The following is a 19,822-nucleotide window of genomic DNA, read 5'->3' on the forward strand; positions in this document are numbered from 1 at the left end:
GCGGAAGCGCGTGCTTCCTTGGTCGGTCAGTCAAGCGGGGCAGGGCGGAATGGTTGCGATTTTCACGGGTGCGGGTGCCGGTTTCACGCGGGGTTCCGCGAATATTCTCGGCGGCGCCGGGCAGCTGGGCGGGGTTCTGCTGGGCCGTGGCGGGGAAAATGTCGCTGTCAATGCGGCGACCGGCAACCTGCTGATCCACCATCAGGACGAATTCCTGGTGGGCCGTGGCCCGGACGTGGGGATCGCGCGGACCTACAACAGCATCGCCGACGCGGCCGATGGCGACAATGGCGATCAGTGGCAGCAGAGCACGACCCGGCGTGTCTTCGGCCTGACCGGAACCGTCAACACCGCGGGCAGCACGATCAGCCGCCTGGGGGCCGATGGCGCCGTGGTCGTCTATGGCTGGAACGAGGGGCGCGCGGCCTATGTCACGACCGAGGGCGATGGCGCGCACGACCAGCTTACCTTCTCCGATGATGTATGGACCTGGCGCGACGGCGGCACGCAAGCGACCGAAAGCTATGCCGCGCATGGCGCCGACAACTGGCGCATCGCCACGGCGAGCGACATCGACGGAAACACCCTGAGCTGGAGCTATGCCGGGGACAAGCTCGACAAGGTGACGACGGCCGACGGCGGATGGGTGCAATATGTCTGGTCGGGCAACAATATTTCCCAGATAGTCACCGGCTATACCAACCTCGCGACGCAGGCTTCCAGCACGCTGACCCGCACCCGCTATGCCTATGACGCCAGCGACCGGCTGATCCTGGTCACCACCGATCTGTCGCCGGAGAACAACTCGGTCGCCGACGGCAAGGTCTATACCGTCAGCTACACTTATGCTGGCGCCAGCAACCGGGTCGCATCCATTACGCAGACCGATGGATCGCAACTTGCCATCGCTTATGACGCCAATGGCCGGGTGCAGACGCTGACGCAGACCGTCGCGTCCGGCGATACCCGCGTCACCACCCTGTCCTATGGCGCGGGCCTGACCGACATCACCGGCCCGGACGGGCAGGTGATGCGGCTGGATTACGATGGCTTCAACCGCCTCACCAGGATCGTCGCGCCACCGGCCCAGACCGGGGCCGCCGCGCAGCAGGTCCAGTTCTCCTACGATGCCCATGGGAACGTGGCGAGCGTGACCGATGGCAATGGCGAGACGACCACCTATCAGTATGACGCGAACGGGAACGTCACCTACATTGCCGATGCCAATAGCAATGCGGTGCAGAAGACCTATGACGGGGCCAACCGCCTGATTACCGAGTTCGCCTACGGGTCGGACGAAAGCGGGCCGAGTTCCGCGCAATATGCGCAATACGCCTACGATGCCGAGGGTCATCTGCGCTACGCCGTAAACGGCGCGGGCCAGGTCACGGAATATGAATATACCGCCGCCGGCGAGCTGGCGCGGACGGTCGAATATCCGGCCCATCCCTATCCGGTCGGCCCCGCGCCGATCGACGAAGCAGGGATGGATGCATGGATGGCCGGCCTGGGCGACCTGAAAACCGCCAAGGTCACCGAATATGCCTATGACGCCCGTGGCGGCCTGATCTCCACCCGGGCGTTCCGGTTCGCGGATGCATCGGGCGCGGGCGATCCGGGGCGTTCATCCACGCGCGCCCATTTCACCTATGACCAGTCGGGCCGGCTGCTTTCCCGGCACAATGAAGGCGAGAATGCGGAAAGTTTCGTCTATGACGGAATGGGGCGGCTGGTCGCCTCCACCGATCTCGCGGGTGGCGCCACGACAATCGTGTTCAACGATGCGGCGCTCAAGACCACCGTCACCACCGCCTCGGGCTACACCAGCGTCTCCACCTACAACCGCGCGGGCGAGCTTGTCAGCAGGCTCGACAGCGGTGCGCATACCGTCGGCGGCAACACCACCTATGCCTATGACAAGAACGGGCAGTTGCGGGTCGTCACCGACGCCACCGGGCGCAAGAGCTATTTCGTCTACGACCGGGCGGGGCGCAAGGTGGCGGACGTCAATCATCTCGGCGAGATGGTCGAATATCGCTACGACAAGGCGGACCGGGTGGTCGCCACGGCCCGATACACCACCGTTCTGGATGCGGGCGATCTGGCGCTGCTCTCGAACCCGGACAGCGGCGTCCAGCTTTCCGCCATCCGCCCGGCGTCGAACGCGTCCGACCTGTGGAGCTGGACGGTCTATGACGATGGCGGCCGCGTCATCCAGGCCATCGCGGGCGACGGCAGCGTCGCCAGCTACGCCTATGACGGCTCCGACCGGCTGGTGCGGACCACGGCCTATTACAACCGGCTGAGCGCGGCGCAGCTCAACACTATCAGGAACACGCCCCCTTCGGCGCCCGTGCTGCCTTCCGCCAACACCAGGGACGTGGTCTCGCGCCAGTTCTACAACAAGGCGGGCCAGCTTGTCGGGGTGCTGGATGGCGAAGGCTATCTGACCGAGCATGTCCATGACGCGGCCGGGCAGAAGGTCGAGGAAATCGCCTATGCCACGCGGACCGGCTCCACGCTGTGGAACTCCGGCAGCTTCTCGCAACTTCGCGCTTCGGCCACCTCGCCCAGCGCGACCGACGGCCACAGCTACTTCCTCTACAATGGGGCGGGGGAACTCACCTATGTCGTGAACGCCCAGGGCGGAGTCACGTCTTTCGGCCGCAATTCCGCCGGCAAGCCGGCCGTCACGAAGCAATATGCCAATCTGATCGTGGCGTCGGAAATGACCTATGAAAAGGTCAACGCCGCGATTTCCAATAATCCGGGCCAGGATCGATCCGAATCCAGGATCTACGATGCCACCGGGCGGGTGCGGTATATTGTGGATGGCGAGCAGCGCGTCACCGCCTATTCCTATGATGCGGCGGGGCGCGTGGTGAAAAGCGTGCAGTTCGCCGCGACCCTCAATATGGGCGCTGCTCTCGGGGCGCTGGACAATTGGTCCGCCGCCGCCGCGCAGGCCGATAATCCCGCCAATCGGATCACCCGCAACTGGTATAGCGAGCGGGGCGAGCTGCTCTACACGGTCGATGGCGAAGGCTATGTGCGCGGCTTCGCCTATGATGCGGAAGGCCGCAAGATCGGCGAAACCGCCTGGCCCAACAAGGTCACGGTGACGGACGGCACCACGCTGTCGCAGATCGCGTCCTTCGCATCCGGTTCCGGCAGCCCGATCACGCTGAGCTACAGCTACGACAATGCCGGGCGGCTTCTCACCAGCACGGACGGCGAAGGCTTCGTCACCCGCCATGTCTACAATGCGCTGGGCCAGCTGAGCGATATCTATCGCGCGGACAACGTGGCCGGCGAGAAGGTCCGGACCCATTATGAATATGACGGCGCGGGCCGGCTCGTGGCCGAATACCAGGCCTATGGCCAGCCCGGGCAGGTCGGCTCGTTCTATGCCTATGACGGGCTGGGCAACCGGATCAGCGCGACCGACGCCAACGGCAATGTCACGACCTACAGCTACGACGAAAGGGGCCTGCTGCTCACCGCGACCGACGCCAGAGGCGGGGTGCTGGCCTATGAATACGACGGCTTCGGCAATGTGACGAAAGTGACCGATCCGCGCGGCAAATCCACCCGCACATTCTACGACAATCTCAGCCGGGTGATCGCCGTTCTCGATCCGGAAAGCTATCTTACCAAGAATTTCTACAATGCGTTCGGCGAGATCAGGGAGATCCGCCAATACCAGAACGAGACGACCGATCCGGCGCAGCTGATCTTCGCTTCGCCCGAGGTCGAAAACGCGCTGGCGATCGAGATCGAGGAGACCAAGGCGGCGTTGTCCGCGGCGAAGATCCGCCGCAACGATTTGCGCGAAAAACTCGAGGCAGTGCAGCCTGTGCTGGCCGCCGCGCTGGAAGCGCCGCTGCCCTTCCTGCAGGCTGAAATCGACCGGCTGAATATCGAACTCGCCGCATTGCAGGCCGAATATGATGCCCTGCCGCCCCATGGTTATTCCTCCGAGCGAGACGAGCTGGAAGACGACATCGAGGATGTCGAGCGCGATATCAGGCAGGTGGAAGGGCAGATCACGCGCTTCCAGAACGGGCAGGCTCTGACGTCGCTGGGGAACGAGATCGTCGCCCGTGGCGCGGGCGCGGCTTTCGCGAGTGCCTGGGCCGCATCGTTTCAACCCCTTGCCACAGCCGCGAATGCGCAACTCGCCATCGCGGAGGCGGAAATGGCGGTCGCGCTGGCCGACCCGCTTTCCTATCTCCAGCAAGCCCTGCAGGAGCTTGAATACAAGCTCGAGGGCTGGGTGAAGATGCCTTACAGCCAGTCGAGGGATAGGCGGATCAATGATGTCGAAGACCAGATCGCCGATCTGGAAGGCGAGATCGCGCGGGTCCAGAATGCTCAGCCGCTGAGCGATTTCGGCATAGCGCAGGTCGAAGCGCGGGTGGCGCGCATCACCGAACTCGATGCCTATGAGGATATGCTGGCGGGGCAGCTCGCTGTCCTCGAAGCCAATCTTGCGGCCGCGCAAGCCGATCTCGATGCGGCGCGGCAGATTGCGGTGAATGCCGCGCTTTCCAGCAGCGGGCTGGCCGCGGTATCCTATCTCCAGAACCACAAGGCCGATCTGCAGGATCAGCTCGCCAGGCTGCAGGCGAAGCGGCAGAAAGCCACATCCAGCCAGACGCGGGACGCGCTCGATGCCCAGATCAACGCGATGCAGAATAACATCAGCGCGGTTCAGGCCGAGATCAATCGGGCGCAGAACAATCAGGCTCTTACCGCATTAGGCCTCGGCATCGTCGATGCGGAATTCCTGCATTCCGCCAAGCTCCGGGTGCTTGCCGACCAGTTGAATGCGGCCTTGCTGCAGCCGCTGCCATATTTGCAGACCCGGCTTGCGGCGACGAGCGCGGATCTGGTTTTGCGGCAGGCCGAATATGACGCCATGCCGTCCTACCCGGCCACGCTGGAACGGCGCCTGCTTTCCATCGAGATCCAGGTTCTCGAAGATGAAGTGGATGCGCTGGAAAGCGAGATACAGCGGGTTCAGAACGGGCAATCCCTTACCTCGCTGAGCACGAAGACCGTCAACAAGGCGTTCGATCAGCAGGCCAGCCTTATCGCGAACGAAGATGCCGATGTGCTAGGCGAGGGGCTCCAAGTGATCGACGCCGCCAAGGCGGCTGTGCTGGCCAATCCACTTCCTCATCTCCGGGCCTATCGCGATGAACTGGTGGCGCAACGCAACGCCTTGCAGGTCCAAAGGAATGCGGCCCCATTCGGATCGTATGAGTGGTATGCGCTGGGCCAGCAAATCAATGCGCTGAATGAGCCGATCGGCGATGTAGACGATGAAATTCGCGATATTCAAATTTTCAATCAGCCGCTTTCGCAAACCGGCATCGCAATCATCGAAAGTTCTTTCGAGGAATTATATGTTCCTTTTCAGGCTGTCGCAGACTTCCAGGCGATAGTGGATGCTCGTGCGCTGGATGTTGCCGCTGCCCCCAAGGTCTCCCTCGATGAATGGCTGGCCGATCCGGAATCCGCGTTCGAAACTCTACAAGCCTATCTCGCGGCCGATCTGGCCAAGCTTGAACAGGAATATGAAGACAATTGGCATTATAACGGGCATGGATATAACGGGCCTGGCGGGTCCGAGATGGAACAAAGAATAGAAGAACTAGAGCGCTATATAGAATACGTTGATTTGCAAATTTTCAGAGTATTGGGTGGGAGGCTGGAAAACTTCCTTCCGGTCCATCTCCAGTCCCTGAATCAGGATCTGTCCGAACTGCAAGGTGAGTTTGCCTCCACACATCAGAATCAGTCGAACACCCGGGATCTTCTGCAGCGGCAGATCACTTTGGTTCAGGCAAGGATTGCGCAGGTCGAAGCCGATATTCAGCAAGGTACGGCTGGCGATGCGCTGAGCTATCTGGAACTATATCTCGACACGCTCACCGCGAGCCGCGCCGCCACGCAACAGCAGTATAATCAGACACCCCAGCATCAGACCAGCACGCGCGCCAATCTGAACCGCCAGATTCAGGCCTATGACGCGGTCATCGATGAGGTGGAGACCGACATTCAGTTCGCGCGCGGCCGCTATTCGTTCAGTGGGCTGGGCGATCAGCTCGTAACCGAAGCGTTTCGCCGATTTGGTTATGAGCAGACCGATATAAGCGCCAGGTTGGAGGAGGCGCTCGCCGATCCGATCCCCTATCTGACCGCTCGGGTCAATGAGCTGGAAGAAGAAATAGCAGCCTTGCGGGTGCAGCGGGATAGTGTTCCATGGTATCAGCGCATATGGATTGATTTAGACATCAGGGAGGTCGAGCAGGAAGTAGAGCGCTGGGAGTCCGCGATAGGGCAGTTCGAAGCCTATTCCACACTCCAGAATTTTGCGCGGGACTTGATTGAAGCGAAGTTCACTCCGGAATCCTTCTTCCATATCGACAATACCCGCCTGCAGGCGGAACTCGCGCAGATCGCGATCGACCGGGCGCTCGCGGGCGCGCAGGCGCTTGGCGAATTTGCGTCGATCAGGGCCTTGCAGACCAGCGCTTCCAATGCGCAATTCACCGTCACCCGGCTCACCGAGGACTTGCAGGAACTGCTGGCGACCGAGGACAATGACCCCTTCGCCTCGGCCAGAACATCGTTCGAGTATGATCGCCGGGGGTTGCTGGTCGGACGGACCGATGCGGAGGGCTACAAGGAAACCCATGTTTACAACGCCTTCGGCCAGCGCATTTCACTGACCCGGCTGGACCCTTCCGCGTCGCAAAATGCAGCCCAGACCCAGTTCGAATATGACGAGCGGGGCCAGCTGACCAAGGTCACGGATGCGGAAGGGCATTTCGAGAGCTTTACCTACGATGCCTATGGCAACCGTGCGTCATCCACGGCCAAGTCGTGGACCGACGCGGTCCAGGCCGGGGGGACCACGACCTATGTCTACGATAAGCGCGGCCTGCTGCTTTCGGAAACCCTGCCCGTCCAATCCTACACCAGCGCCGGAGTGGAACAGTCCCTGCCGGTCAGGAACAGCTATGCCTATGACGCGCGCGGCAACCTGATTGCGCGGACGGAGGCCGTCGGCCTGCCGGAGGAGAGAGTCACCACCTACGCCTACGACATGCTCGACCGGCTGGTGGAGACGAAGGGAGAAAGCGTTTCCGGCTTCAAAATCGATCTCGCCACCAGGGCGGTGGCCGCCGAATCCGGGCAGCCGACCGAAACCATCGCCTATGATGCGCGCGGCAACGTCATCAAGACAGTCGATGCGGCCGGCGCGGCGACGGTGTTCTTCTATGACCAGCTGAACCGCAAGGTCGTGGAGATCGACGCCCTCGGCACCTACACCGCCTATGGCTATGACGCGAACGGCAATGTCCTCAGCGTGGCGGTCTATGAGAACGCGGTGACAGTCCCCGCGACCGGAGGCGCGCAGGCCTCTGCTCCCGCCGCTCCGGGCGGCGCGGCGCGCACCACCAGTTTCACCTATGACGATCTCGGCCGGATGCTGACGAGCAGCGTGAACGGCGTGACGACGGGCGAGGTTTCCGGCACGAGCTGGGCGAGCCAGAGCAGCCAGTCGCTCACCACGCATTATGCATACGATTATCAGGGCAATGTCGCGAAGATCACGGCGCCCGACGGCGCAGTGACCTGGAGCTATTACGACAAGCTTGGCCGCAAGATCGCGCAGGTGGATGGCGAGAATTATCGCACCGACTGGAGCTATGACGCGGAAGGCAATGTCACCCAGGAACGGCGCTACGCCAATCGCGTGGCGACCCCGGTCAATCTGTTCGATCCGCCCGAAGCCACGGAAGATGCGGCGAAGGACCGGATTACCCAATATACCTATGACAAAAATGGCAACCGGCTTTCGGAATCCCGCCTCAATGTGCAGGTCCATAATGGAAGCGGCGGTTATTTCAGCGGGGTGCCGCGGATCGATTACCGATACAACGGGCTGGGGCAGGTGGTCAGCAGGGAGGAAGCCACCGGCGAGACGACCTATTTCACCTATGACGCGGGCGGGCGGCTCAGGCGGGAAGCGAAGTATCATTCCGCGGCGGATTATTTCTACGATGGGCTGGGCAACCTCGTGCGCGGCGAGCAGGGATCGCTTGACGGCTCGGTCAAGCGGGCCACGCGATACAGCTATGGCGCCGGGGGCCGCCTCGCCAGCGTCACCGTGGGGGACGGCGCCGAAGCGGAAACGCGCTTTTACCAATATGACAAGGCGGGCCGGCTGACGCTGGAATATTATGACCGCCAGAGCCTGACCGCCAGCGGCGCGACCCAGACCGTGCGCGAGGGCATCGGCTATCGCTACGATCTGCTCGGGCGCAATCGCGGCCAGGGCTATTATGTCGGATCGGGCAGCGCCTGGGCGTTCCAGGCCGCCAACGATTATTCCTCGATGGAATACAATGCCTTCGGTGAAGTGACCCGCATCGGCATCAACGGGTTGTGGCAGCAGGAAAACAAATATGATGCGGCGGGCCGGGTCTGGGCCAGCAACGCGGGCGATGGGGTCTGGAAATATTTCGGCTACGACAAGGCGGGCAACCAGACGCTGGCGGTGACCTCCGCCGGGGCCAGCCTCGCCGGGGTGACGTCGATCCAGAATGCCTATGCGTCGGTCGGCCAGGCCAATGTGAACGGTACGCTCACGGTCTATGACAAGCGCGGCCAGGCGACCAGAGTGATCGAGGAAGGGCGCGAACTGGGCGCCAGCACTGTCGATCTGGTTTCCCAGCGCAGCTATAACGCCTTCGGCGAGGTCGCGAGCGAGACGGACGCGCAGGGCGGCGTCACCGATTACACCTACAACACGATGGGCCGCCTGATCACGGTGGAGCGCCCGCTCGTCCAGATCGTCGACGAGGCCGGCGCCGCAATCGATGCCCGCCCGACCGAGCGGTTCTATCATGATGCGTCGGGCCGGATCACCGGCCAGCGGGACGCCAATGGAAATCTCACCCGATACAACTTCTTCGCAGGCTCCGGCTTTGGCGGCGCCGCGCCGCTGATCGCCCAGGAGATTCATGCGGACGGCACGGTCCATACCGAATACAACGTCTTCGGCGAAGCGACCAAGATCACCGACGAAACCGGCGTCGCCACCCTGCTGAGCTATGACAGCAAGGGCCGCCTGATCCAGACGGTGGAAATGGGCAGCGGGCTGACCGACAGCTATGCCTACGACATCCTGGGCCAGCGGATTTCGCATTACAACAGCGTGTTCGGTGCGGCCAACAAGGAGATCACGCAATACGACATGCAGGGCCGCATCGTGGCGCAGCGCGCCTTCGGCGGCGATGTCACCACCACCAGCTATAGCTGGGATAGTGGAATCGCCACCGCCGGCATGGGCACCTTCGGCGGCTGGGCCATCGCCATCGGCTATGCCAACGGGCGCAGCCTGACCGAGCAGGAAGATATCTTCGGGCGGACCATTTCGCGCAACGATCTCGGCTCGAACACCACGGCCTTCACCTATGACGCGGCGGGGCGGCTGCTCTCCACCGTCACCACGCCGCCCACCTCTTCGCCGGGCACCGGCACCGCCAGCAACAACTATCTCTATTACAACACCGGGCTGGTGAAGCAGGCCAAGACCTCGACGAAATATGAATATTATTTCAATTTCGGAGCGGGCATCCAGTCCAACGTCATTTCCGAAACTTACGCGGACTACACCTATGACGCGCTGGGCAACCGCAAGACCGAGGTCGGCAGCAAGCGGCAGACCGTCAACGGTACTACCAGCAGCCCGGAAATCTGGAAGAACCAGTCGGCCAGCTATGACGCGCTGGGCCGGCTGATCCAGTGGACGGAGGCGGGCACCGCCAGCTCGCCCGCGGCGAACATCACCTATTCCTACGACGCGGCGGGCAATGTGCGGCATTCGGTCGCTAATTTCAGCAAGATCAACACCGACGGGACAGTCGGGGCCGCGAGCATCCAGAATTACTGGTTCCGCTACGATTCCCGCAACCGGCTGGTGATCGACCGTGGCGTGCTCTCCGGCACGGCGGGGGCCAGCGGCACCACGATCGTCCGCAACATCAACGACGGCGCCAGCAAGGAAATCGGCTACGATGCGGCCGGGCGCCGGGTTTCCGTCGTCAGCTATCAGAAGACGGGGGCGATCCAATATCGCGAGCAGCGGGAGATCTACGGCTATGACGCTGCGGGGCGGCTGTCCCGCGTGGACGTCACCAATGGCGCCAGCGTGACGATGCCGGCCTCGGCTTCGGCTATTCCGACGGCGCCCACGGCGACCAGCGCCGCCACCCGGCGGGCCAGCTTCACCTATGACGCAATGGGGCGGCTGACGCTGCAGCAGGATTATGAGGCGAACGGCACGACCGTCGCCTACAGCCGGTCGCTCACTTACAACGCCAGCAACCAGATCCAGACCGAAACCGCGACGACCAAGCAGGGCAGCGACACCTATACCGCGACCTCGACCTATAATTACGGCAGCGGCGCTTCCTCCGCGCTCGGCTCGGTGGTCTCGATGTCCACCACCAACAAGAAGAACGGCTCCAACCAGACCGGCTCGACCACCAGCTACAGCTATGATTGGCGGGAAGGGGCGGTGCAATCGGGCATTCAGGTGGTGCAGGGGTCGAACACCACCACCACCAGCTACAGGTTCGATGCGGCGGGGCGGTTGACCAGCGCCTCGATCAACGATGGCAAGCCGCGCACGGTCACTTACCGGATGGACGAGAACGGGCAGATCATCCGGCGCGACGAGAGCAGGCCGTCCAATGCGCCCTCCGGGCAGACGGGCAGCCCGCATGAGGTGTGGTATCGCTTCGCCGGCAAGGAACTGGGCTATGCCGGCAACAACGGCACGCTGGACAAGGACTATGCCGCTTCCATCGCGGACCGGCAGATCGTGCCGCCCAGCAATGCGGGCACCTATCGCAACGGGCAGCTTGCTGCGGTGGACTATGCGGATTTCGCGCAGAGCTACGATCCGGTCAATTCCTACAGCCAGGGGGCCTCTGGCGGCAGCTACACGGTGCGTCCGGGGGACAGCCTGCAATCGATCGCGCAGGCGGTGTGGGGCGATGCGAACCTGTGGTATAAACTTGCGGAGGCGAACGGGCTTACCGGGCAGGCGGGGCTGATCGAAGGGCAGGTGCTGCTGCTTCCGGCGGGCGTGATGAAGAACACGCATAATGCCGGGACGCTGCAGCCCTATGACTCGGCCGAGGCGGTGGGCAATCTCTCGCCGACCACGCCCAAGCCGCCCAAGAAGAAGGGCGGCTGCGGCGGACTGGGGCAGATATTGCTGGTGGCGGTCGCTGTCGCAGTTACTCTGGTGGTGAAGGCACCGGTGACTGGCTTCCTGAGCGGTGGTCCGGTAGTCGGCGGAGCGGCATCCGCTGCCATTGGTTCGGTCGCGAGCCAATCGGTGGGAGTGGCGACCGGCCTGCAGGACAAGTTCAGCTTCAAGGGTGTCGCCTTGGCGGCCATCGGCGGGGGTGTGGGTGGCGCCCTTTCAGGCATCAACCTTCCCGACGGGGCGCTTGGAGGCGCCACCAATTTTGCCAGCGACGTGGTGCGGGGCGTGCTTGGCAATGGGGTGACTCAAGGTATCGCGCTGGCGACCGGGTTGCAGTCGAAGTTCGACTTTGCCGGTGTCGCGGCGGCGGGCGTTGGCGCCGGCATTGGGGGTGAATTTGCGCGTGGTCTTGTCAAGACCGGCGGTTTCTTTGCCGCCGGCATAGGCAATGACCTTGGCTCCACGATGGCATCGACCATTGCCTATGCCGCGACGCGCTCCGCTATCACCGGGGAAGGCTTTGGCGACAATCTGATGAGAGGTTTGCCGGATGCGCTTGGCCAGACTCTCGGCCGCGCTTTGGGCGGGGTCGCCCACACTGCCCTTGCAGAAGCCGCTCACCGTAATAGCCAGGGCGCGGGTAATCCGGTTGGCGAAGGCATGGCGACCGTTGGCAACGGTTATGCAGATGTCCTGACCGGCGATCTGGGTGTGATGGCAAAGCCGCGGGCAGATGGCTTTCGCATACACTCTGACCAGCCTTACCTCGACTACGGTGTGAATCTCTCCGCCGGTGAAATGTGGGATCGGGGTCTTGGCCTCTTGCAGAGCGGCTGGGAATGGCTGCAGGCGCAGGGTCAGGAACTCCACGACGACACCATCGTGGTTATCGGCCGGGTCGATAACTCGCTGGATTGGGCGATCAGGCAGGCAACGGAGAATATCAACCCTCAGTTGCAAGGTAACGTCGTTACCCATGCTGCCAATATAGCTGCAGTTGGTTTGAACTACCTGGGCTATCAGACAGCTTCACGGCAAGCCTATGCTCTGGGCCAAATGCCTGTGGGCTTCCTGCAGAGAGGTGTAGAGTTGGCTTCCGGAACGCTTTCCGGGGCGAGATCCTTGCTCTTCCATCCCGGACAGACCTTGAAGGGAGCTGTCGATAGTTTCGGTGCTGGGTTTGACCAGGTTGTCATGGCCAGTCCGGGTGATGTCGGACGGGCGGCGACCGGTATGGTCAGCAGAACGGGAGCCACCGTGGCGCTGGCTGCCTCGGGCGATTCCGCTGCCGCCAGGCAGGTCGGGGCCATGGGATTTGATGTCGCAACGCTCGCGGCGCCGGTCGTTCAAGCGGCGCTAGGACGCAGCGTTGCGAATGTGGTGGTGGCTGAGAGGGCGCCTTCGATTGAAGCGCTCTATCAAGCACGATATGCAGCGGCGTATGAACGAGGATTGGCTAGGGTCGATGCCCAACTTGCGGCTGGCGAAATCAGGGCGCCCATTGGGCAGCCTGAACATCTTTTTAGGGCCAATCGCGTTGATGATTTGGCGCGTCAAGCTCTAAGAGCATTTGCCCTTGAACAGGGCCATGGGACCGACCTTGTTCGTATCAATCAGCGCCTTTATCTGGAAGGAACAAGTGGACCCTATCGAATTCCTGACCTCTATTTCCCGCAGAGTGGGACGATCTTGGACGGGACTCTGGGTTTTAAAACCGCCCGAACACCGCAAGTCATGGACTTCCGTGCTGCTAACAACAATGCTCCCATCGGGATCGTCAGGCCCGAGAACTATGGCGGTTTCTACTGGATTGGAAAATAGGAGTCGCTGGATGATTATAATCGATCAAAATCTGCAGGAACTCCGTGAAAGCATCGTTTACCTTACAACGAACTGCAACGGGTCCGATTATCCAACCGAATTCCAGACATATGATGAAGGTTGGGACAGCCTAAGGCAAAGTCTCGATCATCTGCGAAGGAAACTTGGGGATGCGCGCTATGCGCAACTGATAGAAATGACCGAGCAGGCAAAAGCCCATTATGACGATGGCTATGCAATGGGGCCAAAACCCGGTGTTCGTCCCGCCCCTGGCGATGCAGGATCAGAGCACATCAAACTCGGTTCCTGGCTTATGCAGGATATCGAGCAGGTGGTTAAAGGTAAGCCACCGTTTGCCTATCCTGAGGATTTGTATCGTTGGCCGCGTTAGCTTTCTTAACTTTCCTACACGCCTCCTCTCTGCCACATCAGGCGGGGGCTCTTTCGCACAGTCGATCCTCGATGCACCGCTTGTCCTGCGGCAGGGATTCCCGCATACGCGGCTGCCTTTTTCGGCGCTGATCGCCCCGGTGATTTTCTTCTCCTGAACAGTGTCAACTCTGTCAACCTGGCCGGTCGCGGCCTGTCAGCGGATGGGCAATTTATGGCTATGACACGGCGGCTGGCCAGCGCCTCGACCGATGACGGCAAGCTGCGCACGATCATTTGTTTGCACGAAAACGGATGAATCTCTGGGGCAATGAAAGCCGCCATCCAGCGTGCCGAGTGCCCGAATTAAGCGATATTGCCGTGGCGCGGTGCGCTGCGGCCAGCATGAGCCGCGCCGCTGCAGGCACAGATTACTCCATAATGAAAGCAGAAGAGCTATGCTTTTTTGTAACGTTACTTAAATTACTTATAATTAATTATAAATTTCAATGTATTTAATATGCAACATATTACAGTAATGTAATATTTCCGTATTTATCTGGATCGTTCCGAATTTTTCGAAGAATTGAGGGGTTATGACGCCGCGTAGGTTCCGCCCGTCTCAGGCCGAGTTACGGGAGATGGCGGAAAAGCTGCTGCACTGGTCCAATGAGTTGGAGCGCGATTTCGGAATAAAGCCCGGCGAGCGCGGCATCGGCGACCGGCTTTTGGCCATTGCCATGAAGTATTACCGGGTCCGCCGGCTGCGGGACGGCCAGTTGCCACCGGATCTGTTCGGCGAACCCGCCTGGGACATGCTGCTCGATCTCTACATCAACACCCGGCGCGGGCGGCTGGTTTCGATCACGAGCCTGTGCATCGCCTCGGCCGTGCCCGCGACCACCGCGCTGCGCCATATCTCCCTGCTGGAGGAGCGCGGCCTGCTGCAAAAGATTCCGGCGAAGCATGACCGGCGGGTCAGCTATGTCGAACTGACCGAACATGCCTATCAGGCGATGGAGTGCCATCTGGCGGACGTGGCCCAGCATCTGCACGATCTGATACCCGATCTGTAAGGCTCCGGGCGTGGCGCTTTTTCCGTAGCGCCTGGGCTTGGGCGGGGGCGCTTGTTCGGTCCGTGGCCGTCCAGCCTCTCCCGTTCTTCGCTGGCGTGAAGCTGGTGGTGCTTGCGCGGCTCCGTTGGAGGCGGGGCGGTTCAGGCCATCCGCCCTCGACACCTTCGGCATCGGCCAGCATAACGGCTTGCAAAATCATCCGCGTTGGCGCATGTTCAACGAATGGTCCGACCAAGCGCATGTGCTAATGTATAGCGCAGTATTTCCGCATAGATTTTGAAGATATAACGCTTAATCAATCTTGCGGATTTAGAAGCCGAATTTACCCCGCTAAAAATGATCGGTGCCATTAAAGTATATTGATAATGTCTATTTAAATTCCTATTGCTTTTTCGGGGGTCTGCCAGATCAAGGCTGATCCATTGAAAAATGGGGGGATTCATGAGTTCGCATGCGGCTCGACCCTCGCTTGCCGAATTGCGGCAGGTGTCGGACAAGTTGCTGCTCTGGTTCGATGAAGTCAGGCAGCAACTGGCCGAAGAGGTGAGTTCGGGGGACGCGGCGGAGCAGCAGGATACGCTGTCTGCCCTGAGCGTGACTTACTATCGCGTCCGCAGGACCCGGGACAATTACTTTCCCAGGCAATTGTTCGGCGAGCCGGCCTGGGACATATTGCTCGATCTCTATATCAATCACGGGCAGGGGCGGAAGATATCCGTTTCCAGCCTGTGCGTCGCCGCCATGGTGCCGGCCACTACGGCGCTGCGCTATATCGCCATGCTGGAAGATCAGGGCCTGCTGCGCAAGGTCGCTTCCGAGCATGATCGGCGGGTCAGCCTCGTCGAGCTGACCGACAAGGGATGCGCGGCGATGGAAGCCTATATGACCAGCGTTGCCGTCGAAATCGTGGATCTGCTGGCCGAGCGCCGCAGGAACGCGGGCTGAGGGCCGTCGCGCCCGGGTCAGGGCCTGTTTGCATGGCCGTGGCTTGGGCCTGACAGGCGCGGGGCCGCAAGACAAGGCGATGCTGCTTTTGACGGCGGCATGATCGGCGCTGCGCCGCGCCGCATGGGAAGCCGGCAGGGGCTGGAGCATATGCTCCGCCACCCGCCGGCCCATGACGGCAGCCCCAAGCCTGCCGTCATGTCCCCCCTGGCCGCATCCTCGCAGCCCGGAAATCAACCGTTTTTCCGTGATTTCGGGTCAGCAAGCGATTCCGCTTGCTTGGAAATCACGGTAGATCCTGACCCTAATTGGACATCAGGATCGAGATCCTGCGATTACGCGGATCGGACGGGTCGTCCTTCACCAGCAATTCGCGGTCGGCCACGCCCTCGATCCGGCGGAAGCGGGCCTGGGCCACGCCTTCGCGCATCAATGCCTGACGGGTCGCTTCCGCGCGGCCTGCCGAAAGCGCCCAGTTGTTGCCCGTGCCGCCATTCTTCCAGGGCACGGCGTCGGTATGGCCGCGAATGGTCAAGCCCCCGTTCACCGGCGCGACGGTGTGGCCGATGGCATCCAGCAGCTGCGTCGCTTCCGCGGTCAACACGGTGGTGCCGAGCTGGAACATGGAGAAGTCGGCATCGTCCACCAGGTCGATCCGGATGCCTTCCGTGGTGTTCACCAGCCTTACCTGACGGAGCAGGCGCCGCATTTTTTCGGACGCCGCCAGCTTTTCCTCCAGGCGCTTGCGCATGGCTTCGATCGTCTTTTCGCGCGTCGCGCCTTCCTTCTGCCCGCCGCTGGTGTCACGCGGGATTGTGAGGGATTGCGTGCCCGTCTGCCCCATGCGGTGGGGATAATTGTCGGCGGACACGATTGAATCGCCGCCCAGCATCCCGTCCGAACCCGCGCTCTGCTCGCGCAGCTTGACGAGGGTAGGCGTGAAATAGTCGGCCAATCCCTTGCGCTGGTTTTCCTCAGTCGCGCCGAGCAGCCAGAGCAGCAGGAAGAAAGCCATCATCGCGGTCACGAAATCCGCATAGGCGACTTTCCATGCGCCGCCGTGGTGCCCGCCGCCCTCGGCCAGCACCACCTTCTTGACGATGACGGGCGGCAGCGGTTCGTTCCGTCCGCGCTTCTTGCCTGGCCCCGCCATCTCAGCGGCCCCGCAGGCTGTCGAGGAGTTCGGTCAGGCCGGGGCGGAAGGCATGGCCCAGGCCGGAACGGGCGGATTCCACCACCAGCGGCTGCGGCCAGCCATAGAGCGAGGAGATGATAACCTGCTTCACGGCGTGGAAGACCTGCTCGTCCTGCCCGATCACCTGCTTGAGCCGCCCGGCCAGCGGGCCGACGATGCCATAGGCCAGCAGCACGCCCAGAAAGGTGCCGACGAGCGCGGAGCCGATCATGCCGCCCAGGATCGCCGGGGGCTTGTCGATCGACCCCATGGTCTTCACCACGCCGAGCACGGCGGCGACGATGCCCAGCGCCGGCAGCGCGTCCGCCAGGCTTTGCAGGGCGTGCTGAGGTTCGTGCATCTCGTGGAAATGGGTCTTGATGGCATTGTCCATCACTTCCTCGACCGCATGGGTTTCGAGCGTGCCCGAGGACACCACGATCAGCGTCAGCGTATCGCAGATGAGCGCGATCAGTGGCTTGTTGCCCAGCAGCCGCGGAAATTCCGCGAAGATGGGAGAGGTGTCGGGTTCCTGCACATGGCTTTCCAGGGCGACCGGCCCTTCGCTGCGCAGGAGCTTCATCAGCCTGGTGGTGAGCAGGATCGCGTCGATATGATCCTGCTTGGTGTGCCTGGGGCCTTTGAAGACCTTGGCCAGCCCAGCGCCGATGGCCTTGAGTTCGTGCATGGAATTGCCCGCGATCAGCGCCCCGATCGCGGCGCCGCCGATGATGAGCATTTCGTGCGGAAGGGCATGCATCACTGGCCCGAGCGCGCCGCCCGTAAGTGCGAAGCCGCCGAAAACCATGATGATCAGGACGATGATCCCGATTGCAGCAAACATTTCAATAATCCCTTTCCGTCAGGTTTTCGTGCTTCACTGAATCAGATTGAAAAGCGAAAGATTGGCGAGCTTCACGAAGCTCGCCTGGCTGGCTTCGAGCACCGTCATCATCTGCTGGAGCTGGGTAATCGCGCTGGATACGTCCGTGCTGCCGATTACCGATTGTTCATCGGCCCGCATCTCGCCCTGGCGCTGATACCGCTCGATATTGAGATCGACCCAGTTCATCCGGGCGCCGAGCACGGTCTGGGTGGTGGTGATCTTCTCAAGGCCCGCGTTCATCGCGCCGAGCGCTTCGTTCGCCGCCGCGGTCGGATCGCCGGTGCCGCTCGAGAGCGCGGCGGCAAGGGTGCCGATCACCGCGAACAGGTCGGTCGAAGTGCCATTGTGGGTGAAATTGAAGACTTCCGGCCCGGTCACGCCGCGCACCACGCTCTGGCCGTCGCCGAGCGGCAGCTCGTTTGAGCTGGATGTGCCGATATAGACCGCGTTGCCGCTGCCGTCCGTGGAATAGGCATTGCCCGCGGCCTCTCCGCCGAACAGCGCATGGCCGGCGCTGTCGCGGGAATTGGCAAGGGCGATCAGGTTGGCCTTGATGTTGGCAAGCTGCTCGCCGATTATCTGGCGCTGGGCATCGTTCAGCGTGCCGTTGGCGGCCTGGGTGGCCAGTTCCTGCGCCCGCGCGAGATTGTTGGCGATCTCCGCAACGGCGCTGTTCGCAAGGGTGAGGTCGGCATTGGCGCGATTGGCGTTGCTGAGACTGGCGGCGCTGATGGTGTCGGCGCGGGCCAGTTCCCGCAGGCGCGCGGCGGCGACCGGATCGTCGGATGAACGGCTCAGGCGCTGGCCGCTGGCGATCTGCGCCTGCAGGCTCTCGGCCTGCTTGCGCAAGGTGTTCATGTTCAGCGTGGACCGTTCGTAGAAAGCGCTGGTGGAAAGGATCGTCATGGTTGCGTCATCCTATGCCCAGGATCGTGTCGAAGAGTTCGGTGGCGACCTGCATCGCCCGCCCCGAGGCCTGAAAGGCCTGCTGGTAGCGGACGAGATTGACCGCTTCCTGATCGAGATCGACGCCTGCCTGGCTCGACAGCGCGATCTTGGCCGAGGCCGCTATAGTGACCAGCGCATCGCGCGTGGTGGTGCGTCCGAAAACCTTGCTGGAGATATCGAACAGCAGATTATTGGTGTCGCCGGCGATGTCGTTGGTGGAAAGCGCGGTCCGCAGGGCGGTGAGATTGGCCGCATCGCGTGAACCCGCCGGCGCGCCCGCGGGTGCGGTGGCGATCCCCGAGGCGCTGGCGAGCGTAACCGCGATGTCGCTTGCGCCGCTGCCCGAGAACATCGGCTGGCCCGCCGAGCCGTCCAGCGCCGTGCCGCCGGTCTGGATCGAGTTGACGGTCGTGACCAGTTCGGCCGCGATGCCGTCCAGGGCGGCGTGGGTATCGCGCACATGCACCAGCGCCTGAGCCGCGCCCGCAATGTCCCCGCCCGAGAGCGTGACCGGCGATCCCCCGACGGAAAAGGACAAGGTCCCATCGGCGGCGGTCGTGCTGGCCAGCTGCGCGGCGGTGCCGCCCTGGACCAGCGGAACCGCGCCGCCCGAGCCGATCCGGATCTCGACAGTGTAATCTGAGGCGATGGTGATCGAAATATCGGCATGTTCGCTCAGCTTCTGCAGCATCAGATCGCGCTGATCGAGCAGGGAGGATTGGTCCGAGCTGCCGTTCTGGGCCCTGGCAAGGCGCAGATTGATCCGGGCAAGCTCCTCGGCATAGACATTGACGTCGTTCACGCTCGCGGCGGCGTTGAATTGCAGCCCGTCCCGGACGGAGTCGAGCGCGCCCGCCGCCAGATTGAAGCTGCGCGCAAGCGTCTGCGCGCGTTCGAGGGCGGACGAACGCAAGGACAGATTGGTGGGATCGGAGGTCAGCGCTTCGAGCGAAGCCTCGAAATCGATGATCGTGGTATAGACCTTGGTGTTTTCCAGCGAGGCCTCGATATTCTCCAGGCCCGACAGTTCGGCGTTCGCGCGGCTCACGTCGCTAGTCGTCCGCCGCACTTCGGCCAGACGGAAAAGATCGGCATTGCGAACGACGCGGTTCAGCCTGACCCCGGAAAGCGAGACATCGCCGATCTGCCCCATCGCGGTCGGAGAAGCGACTTCCGACAGCTCGACCGAACGCCGGACATAGCCCTGGCTGGATGCGTTGGCGATGTTCTGAGAGGTGATCTCCAGCGCCGCGCGCGCCGTCTTCGCGCCGCTTGCCGCAATCGAGAGCAGGTCGGATGCCATG

Annotated in this window: 8 protein-coding genes; 4 read left to right on the forward strand and 4 right to left on the reverse strand. The window is 62.2% G+C overall.

Annotated elements, in window-relative coordinates:
* The first annotated feature begins 49 nt into the window (after positions 1–49).
* From U8326_RS01095 to U8326_RS01110, 4 genes are all read left to right on the forward strand, one after another.
* Positions 50–13,120, forward strand: coding sequence for a LysM peptidoglycan-binding domain-containing protein (locus tag U8326_RS01095; RefSeq protein ID WP_324741835.1), 13,071 nt, complete (start codon positions 50–52; stop codon positions 13,118–13,120).
* A gap of 10 nt (positions 13,121–13,130) precedes the next feature.
* On the forward strand, positions 13,131–13,511 hold the full coding sequence (locus U8326_RS01100) for a hypothetical protein (protein ID WP_324741836.1): 381 nt from the start codon (positions 13,131–13,133) through the stop codon (positions 13,509–13,511).
* Positions 13,512–14,085: 574 nt separating this feature from the next.
* Complete coding sequence (locus tag U8326_RS01105; RefSeq protein ID WP_324741837.1) at positions 14,086–14,565, forward strand: hypothetical protein; 480 nt, start codon at positions 14,086–14,088, stop codon at positions 14,563–14,565.
* Between the two features lie 441 nt (positions 14,566–15,006).
* Entirely contained in the window at positions 15,007–15,510 is a 504-nt protein-coding gene (locus U8326_RS01110; protein ID WP_324741839.1) for a MarR family winged helix-turn-helix transcriptional regulator, read from the forward strand.
* A 304-nt stretch (positions 15,511–15,814) separates the two neighbouring features.
* On the opposite strand, the gene U8326_RS01115 is transcribed toward U8326_RS01110, so the two are convergent.
* Genes U8326_RS01115 through flgK form a run of 4 tightly spaced genes read right to left on the reverse strand, consistent with a single transcriptional unit; the run spans position 15,815 to position 19,821 of the window.
* Complete coding sequence (locus U8326_RS01115) at positions 15,815–16,663, reverse strand: flagellar motor protein MotB (RefSeq protein ID WP_324741840.1); 849 nt, start codon at positions 16,661–16,663, stop codon at positions 15,815–15,817.
* A 1-nt stretch (position 16,664) separates the two neighbouring features.
* Complete coding sequence (gene motA, locus U8326_RS01120; protein WP_324741841.1) at positions 16,665–17,528, reverse strand: flagellar motor stator protein MotA; 864 nt, start codon at positions 17,526–17,528, stop codon at positions 16,665–16,667.
* A gap of 33 nt (positions 17,529–17,561) precedes the next feature.
* Positions 17,562–18,476 (reverse strand): flagellar biosynthesis protein FlgL, encoded by a 915-nt coding sequence (locus tag U8326_RS01125; RefSeq protein ID WP_324741842.1) that lies wholly within the window; start codon positions 18,474–18,476, stop codon positions 17,562–17,564.
* Between the two features lie 7 nt (positions 18,477–18,483).
* On the reverse strand, positions 18,484–19,821 hold the full coding sequence (gene flgK, locus U8326_RS01130) for a flagellar hook-associated protein FlgK (protein ID WP_324741843.1): 1,338 nt from the start codon (positions 19,819–19,821) through the stop codon (positions 18,484–18,486).
* Between the last annotated feature and the right edge of the window lies 1 nt (position 19,822).

Source organism: Tsuneonella sp. CC-YZS046 (assembly GCF_035581365.1).
Lineage (GTDB): Bacteria > Pseudomonadota > Alphaproteobacteria > Sphingomonadales > Sphingomonadaceae > JAWKXU01.

What these genes read in the sequence shown, in the direction of transcription:
- U8326_RS01110 (WP_324741839.1), top strand. Translation starts at nt 15,007, where the DNA reads ATGAGTTCGCATGCGGCTCGACCCTCGCTTGCCGAATTGCGGCAGGTG.
- U8326_RS01100 (WP_324741836.1), top strand. Translation starts at nt 13,131, where the DNA reads ATGATTATAATCGATCAAAATCTGCAGGAACTCCGTGAAAGCATCGTT.
- flgK (WP_324741843.1), bottom strand. Translation starts at nt 19,821, where the DNA reads ATGGCATCCGACCTGCTCTCGATTGCGGCAAGCGGCGCGAAGACGGCG.
- U8326_RS01095 (WP_324741835.1), top strand. Translation starts at nt 50, where the DNA reads ATGGTTGCGATTTTCACGGGTGCGGGTGCCGGTTTCACGCGGGGTTCC.
- U8326_RS01125 (WP_324741842.1), bottom strand. Translation starts at nt 18,476, where the DNA reads ATGACGATCCTTTCCACCAGCGCTTTCTACGAACGGTCCACGCTGAAC.
- motA (WP_324741841.1), bottom strand. Translation starts at nt 17,528, where the DNA reads ATGTTTGCTGCAATCGGGATCATCGTCCTGATCATCATGGTTTTCGGC.
- U8326_RS01115 (WP_324741840.1), bottom strand. Translation starts at nt 16,663, where the DNA reads ATGGCGGGGCCAGGCAAGAAGCGCGGACGGAACGAACCGCTGCCGCCC.
- U8326_RS01105 (WP_324741837.1), top strand. Translation starts at nt 14,086, where the DNA reads ATGACGCCGCGTAGGTTCCGCCCGTCTCAGGCCGAGTTACGGGAGATG.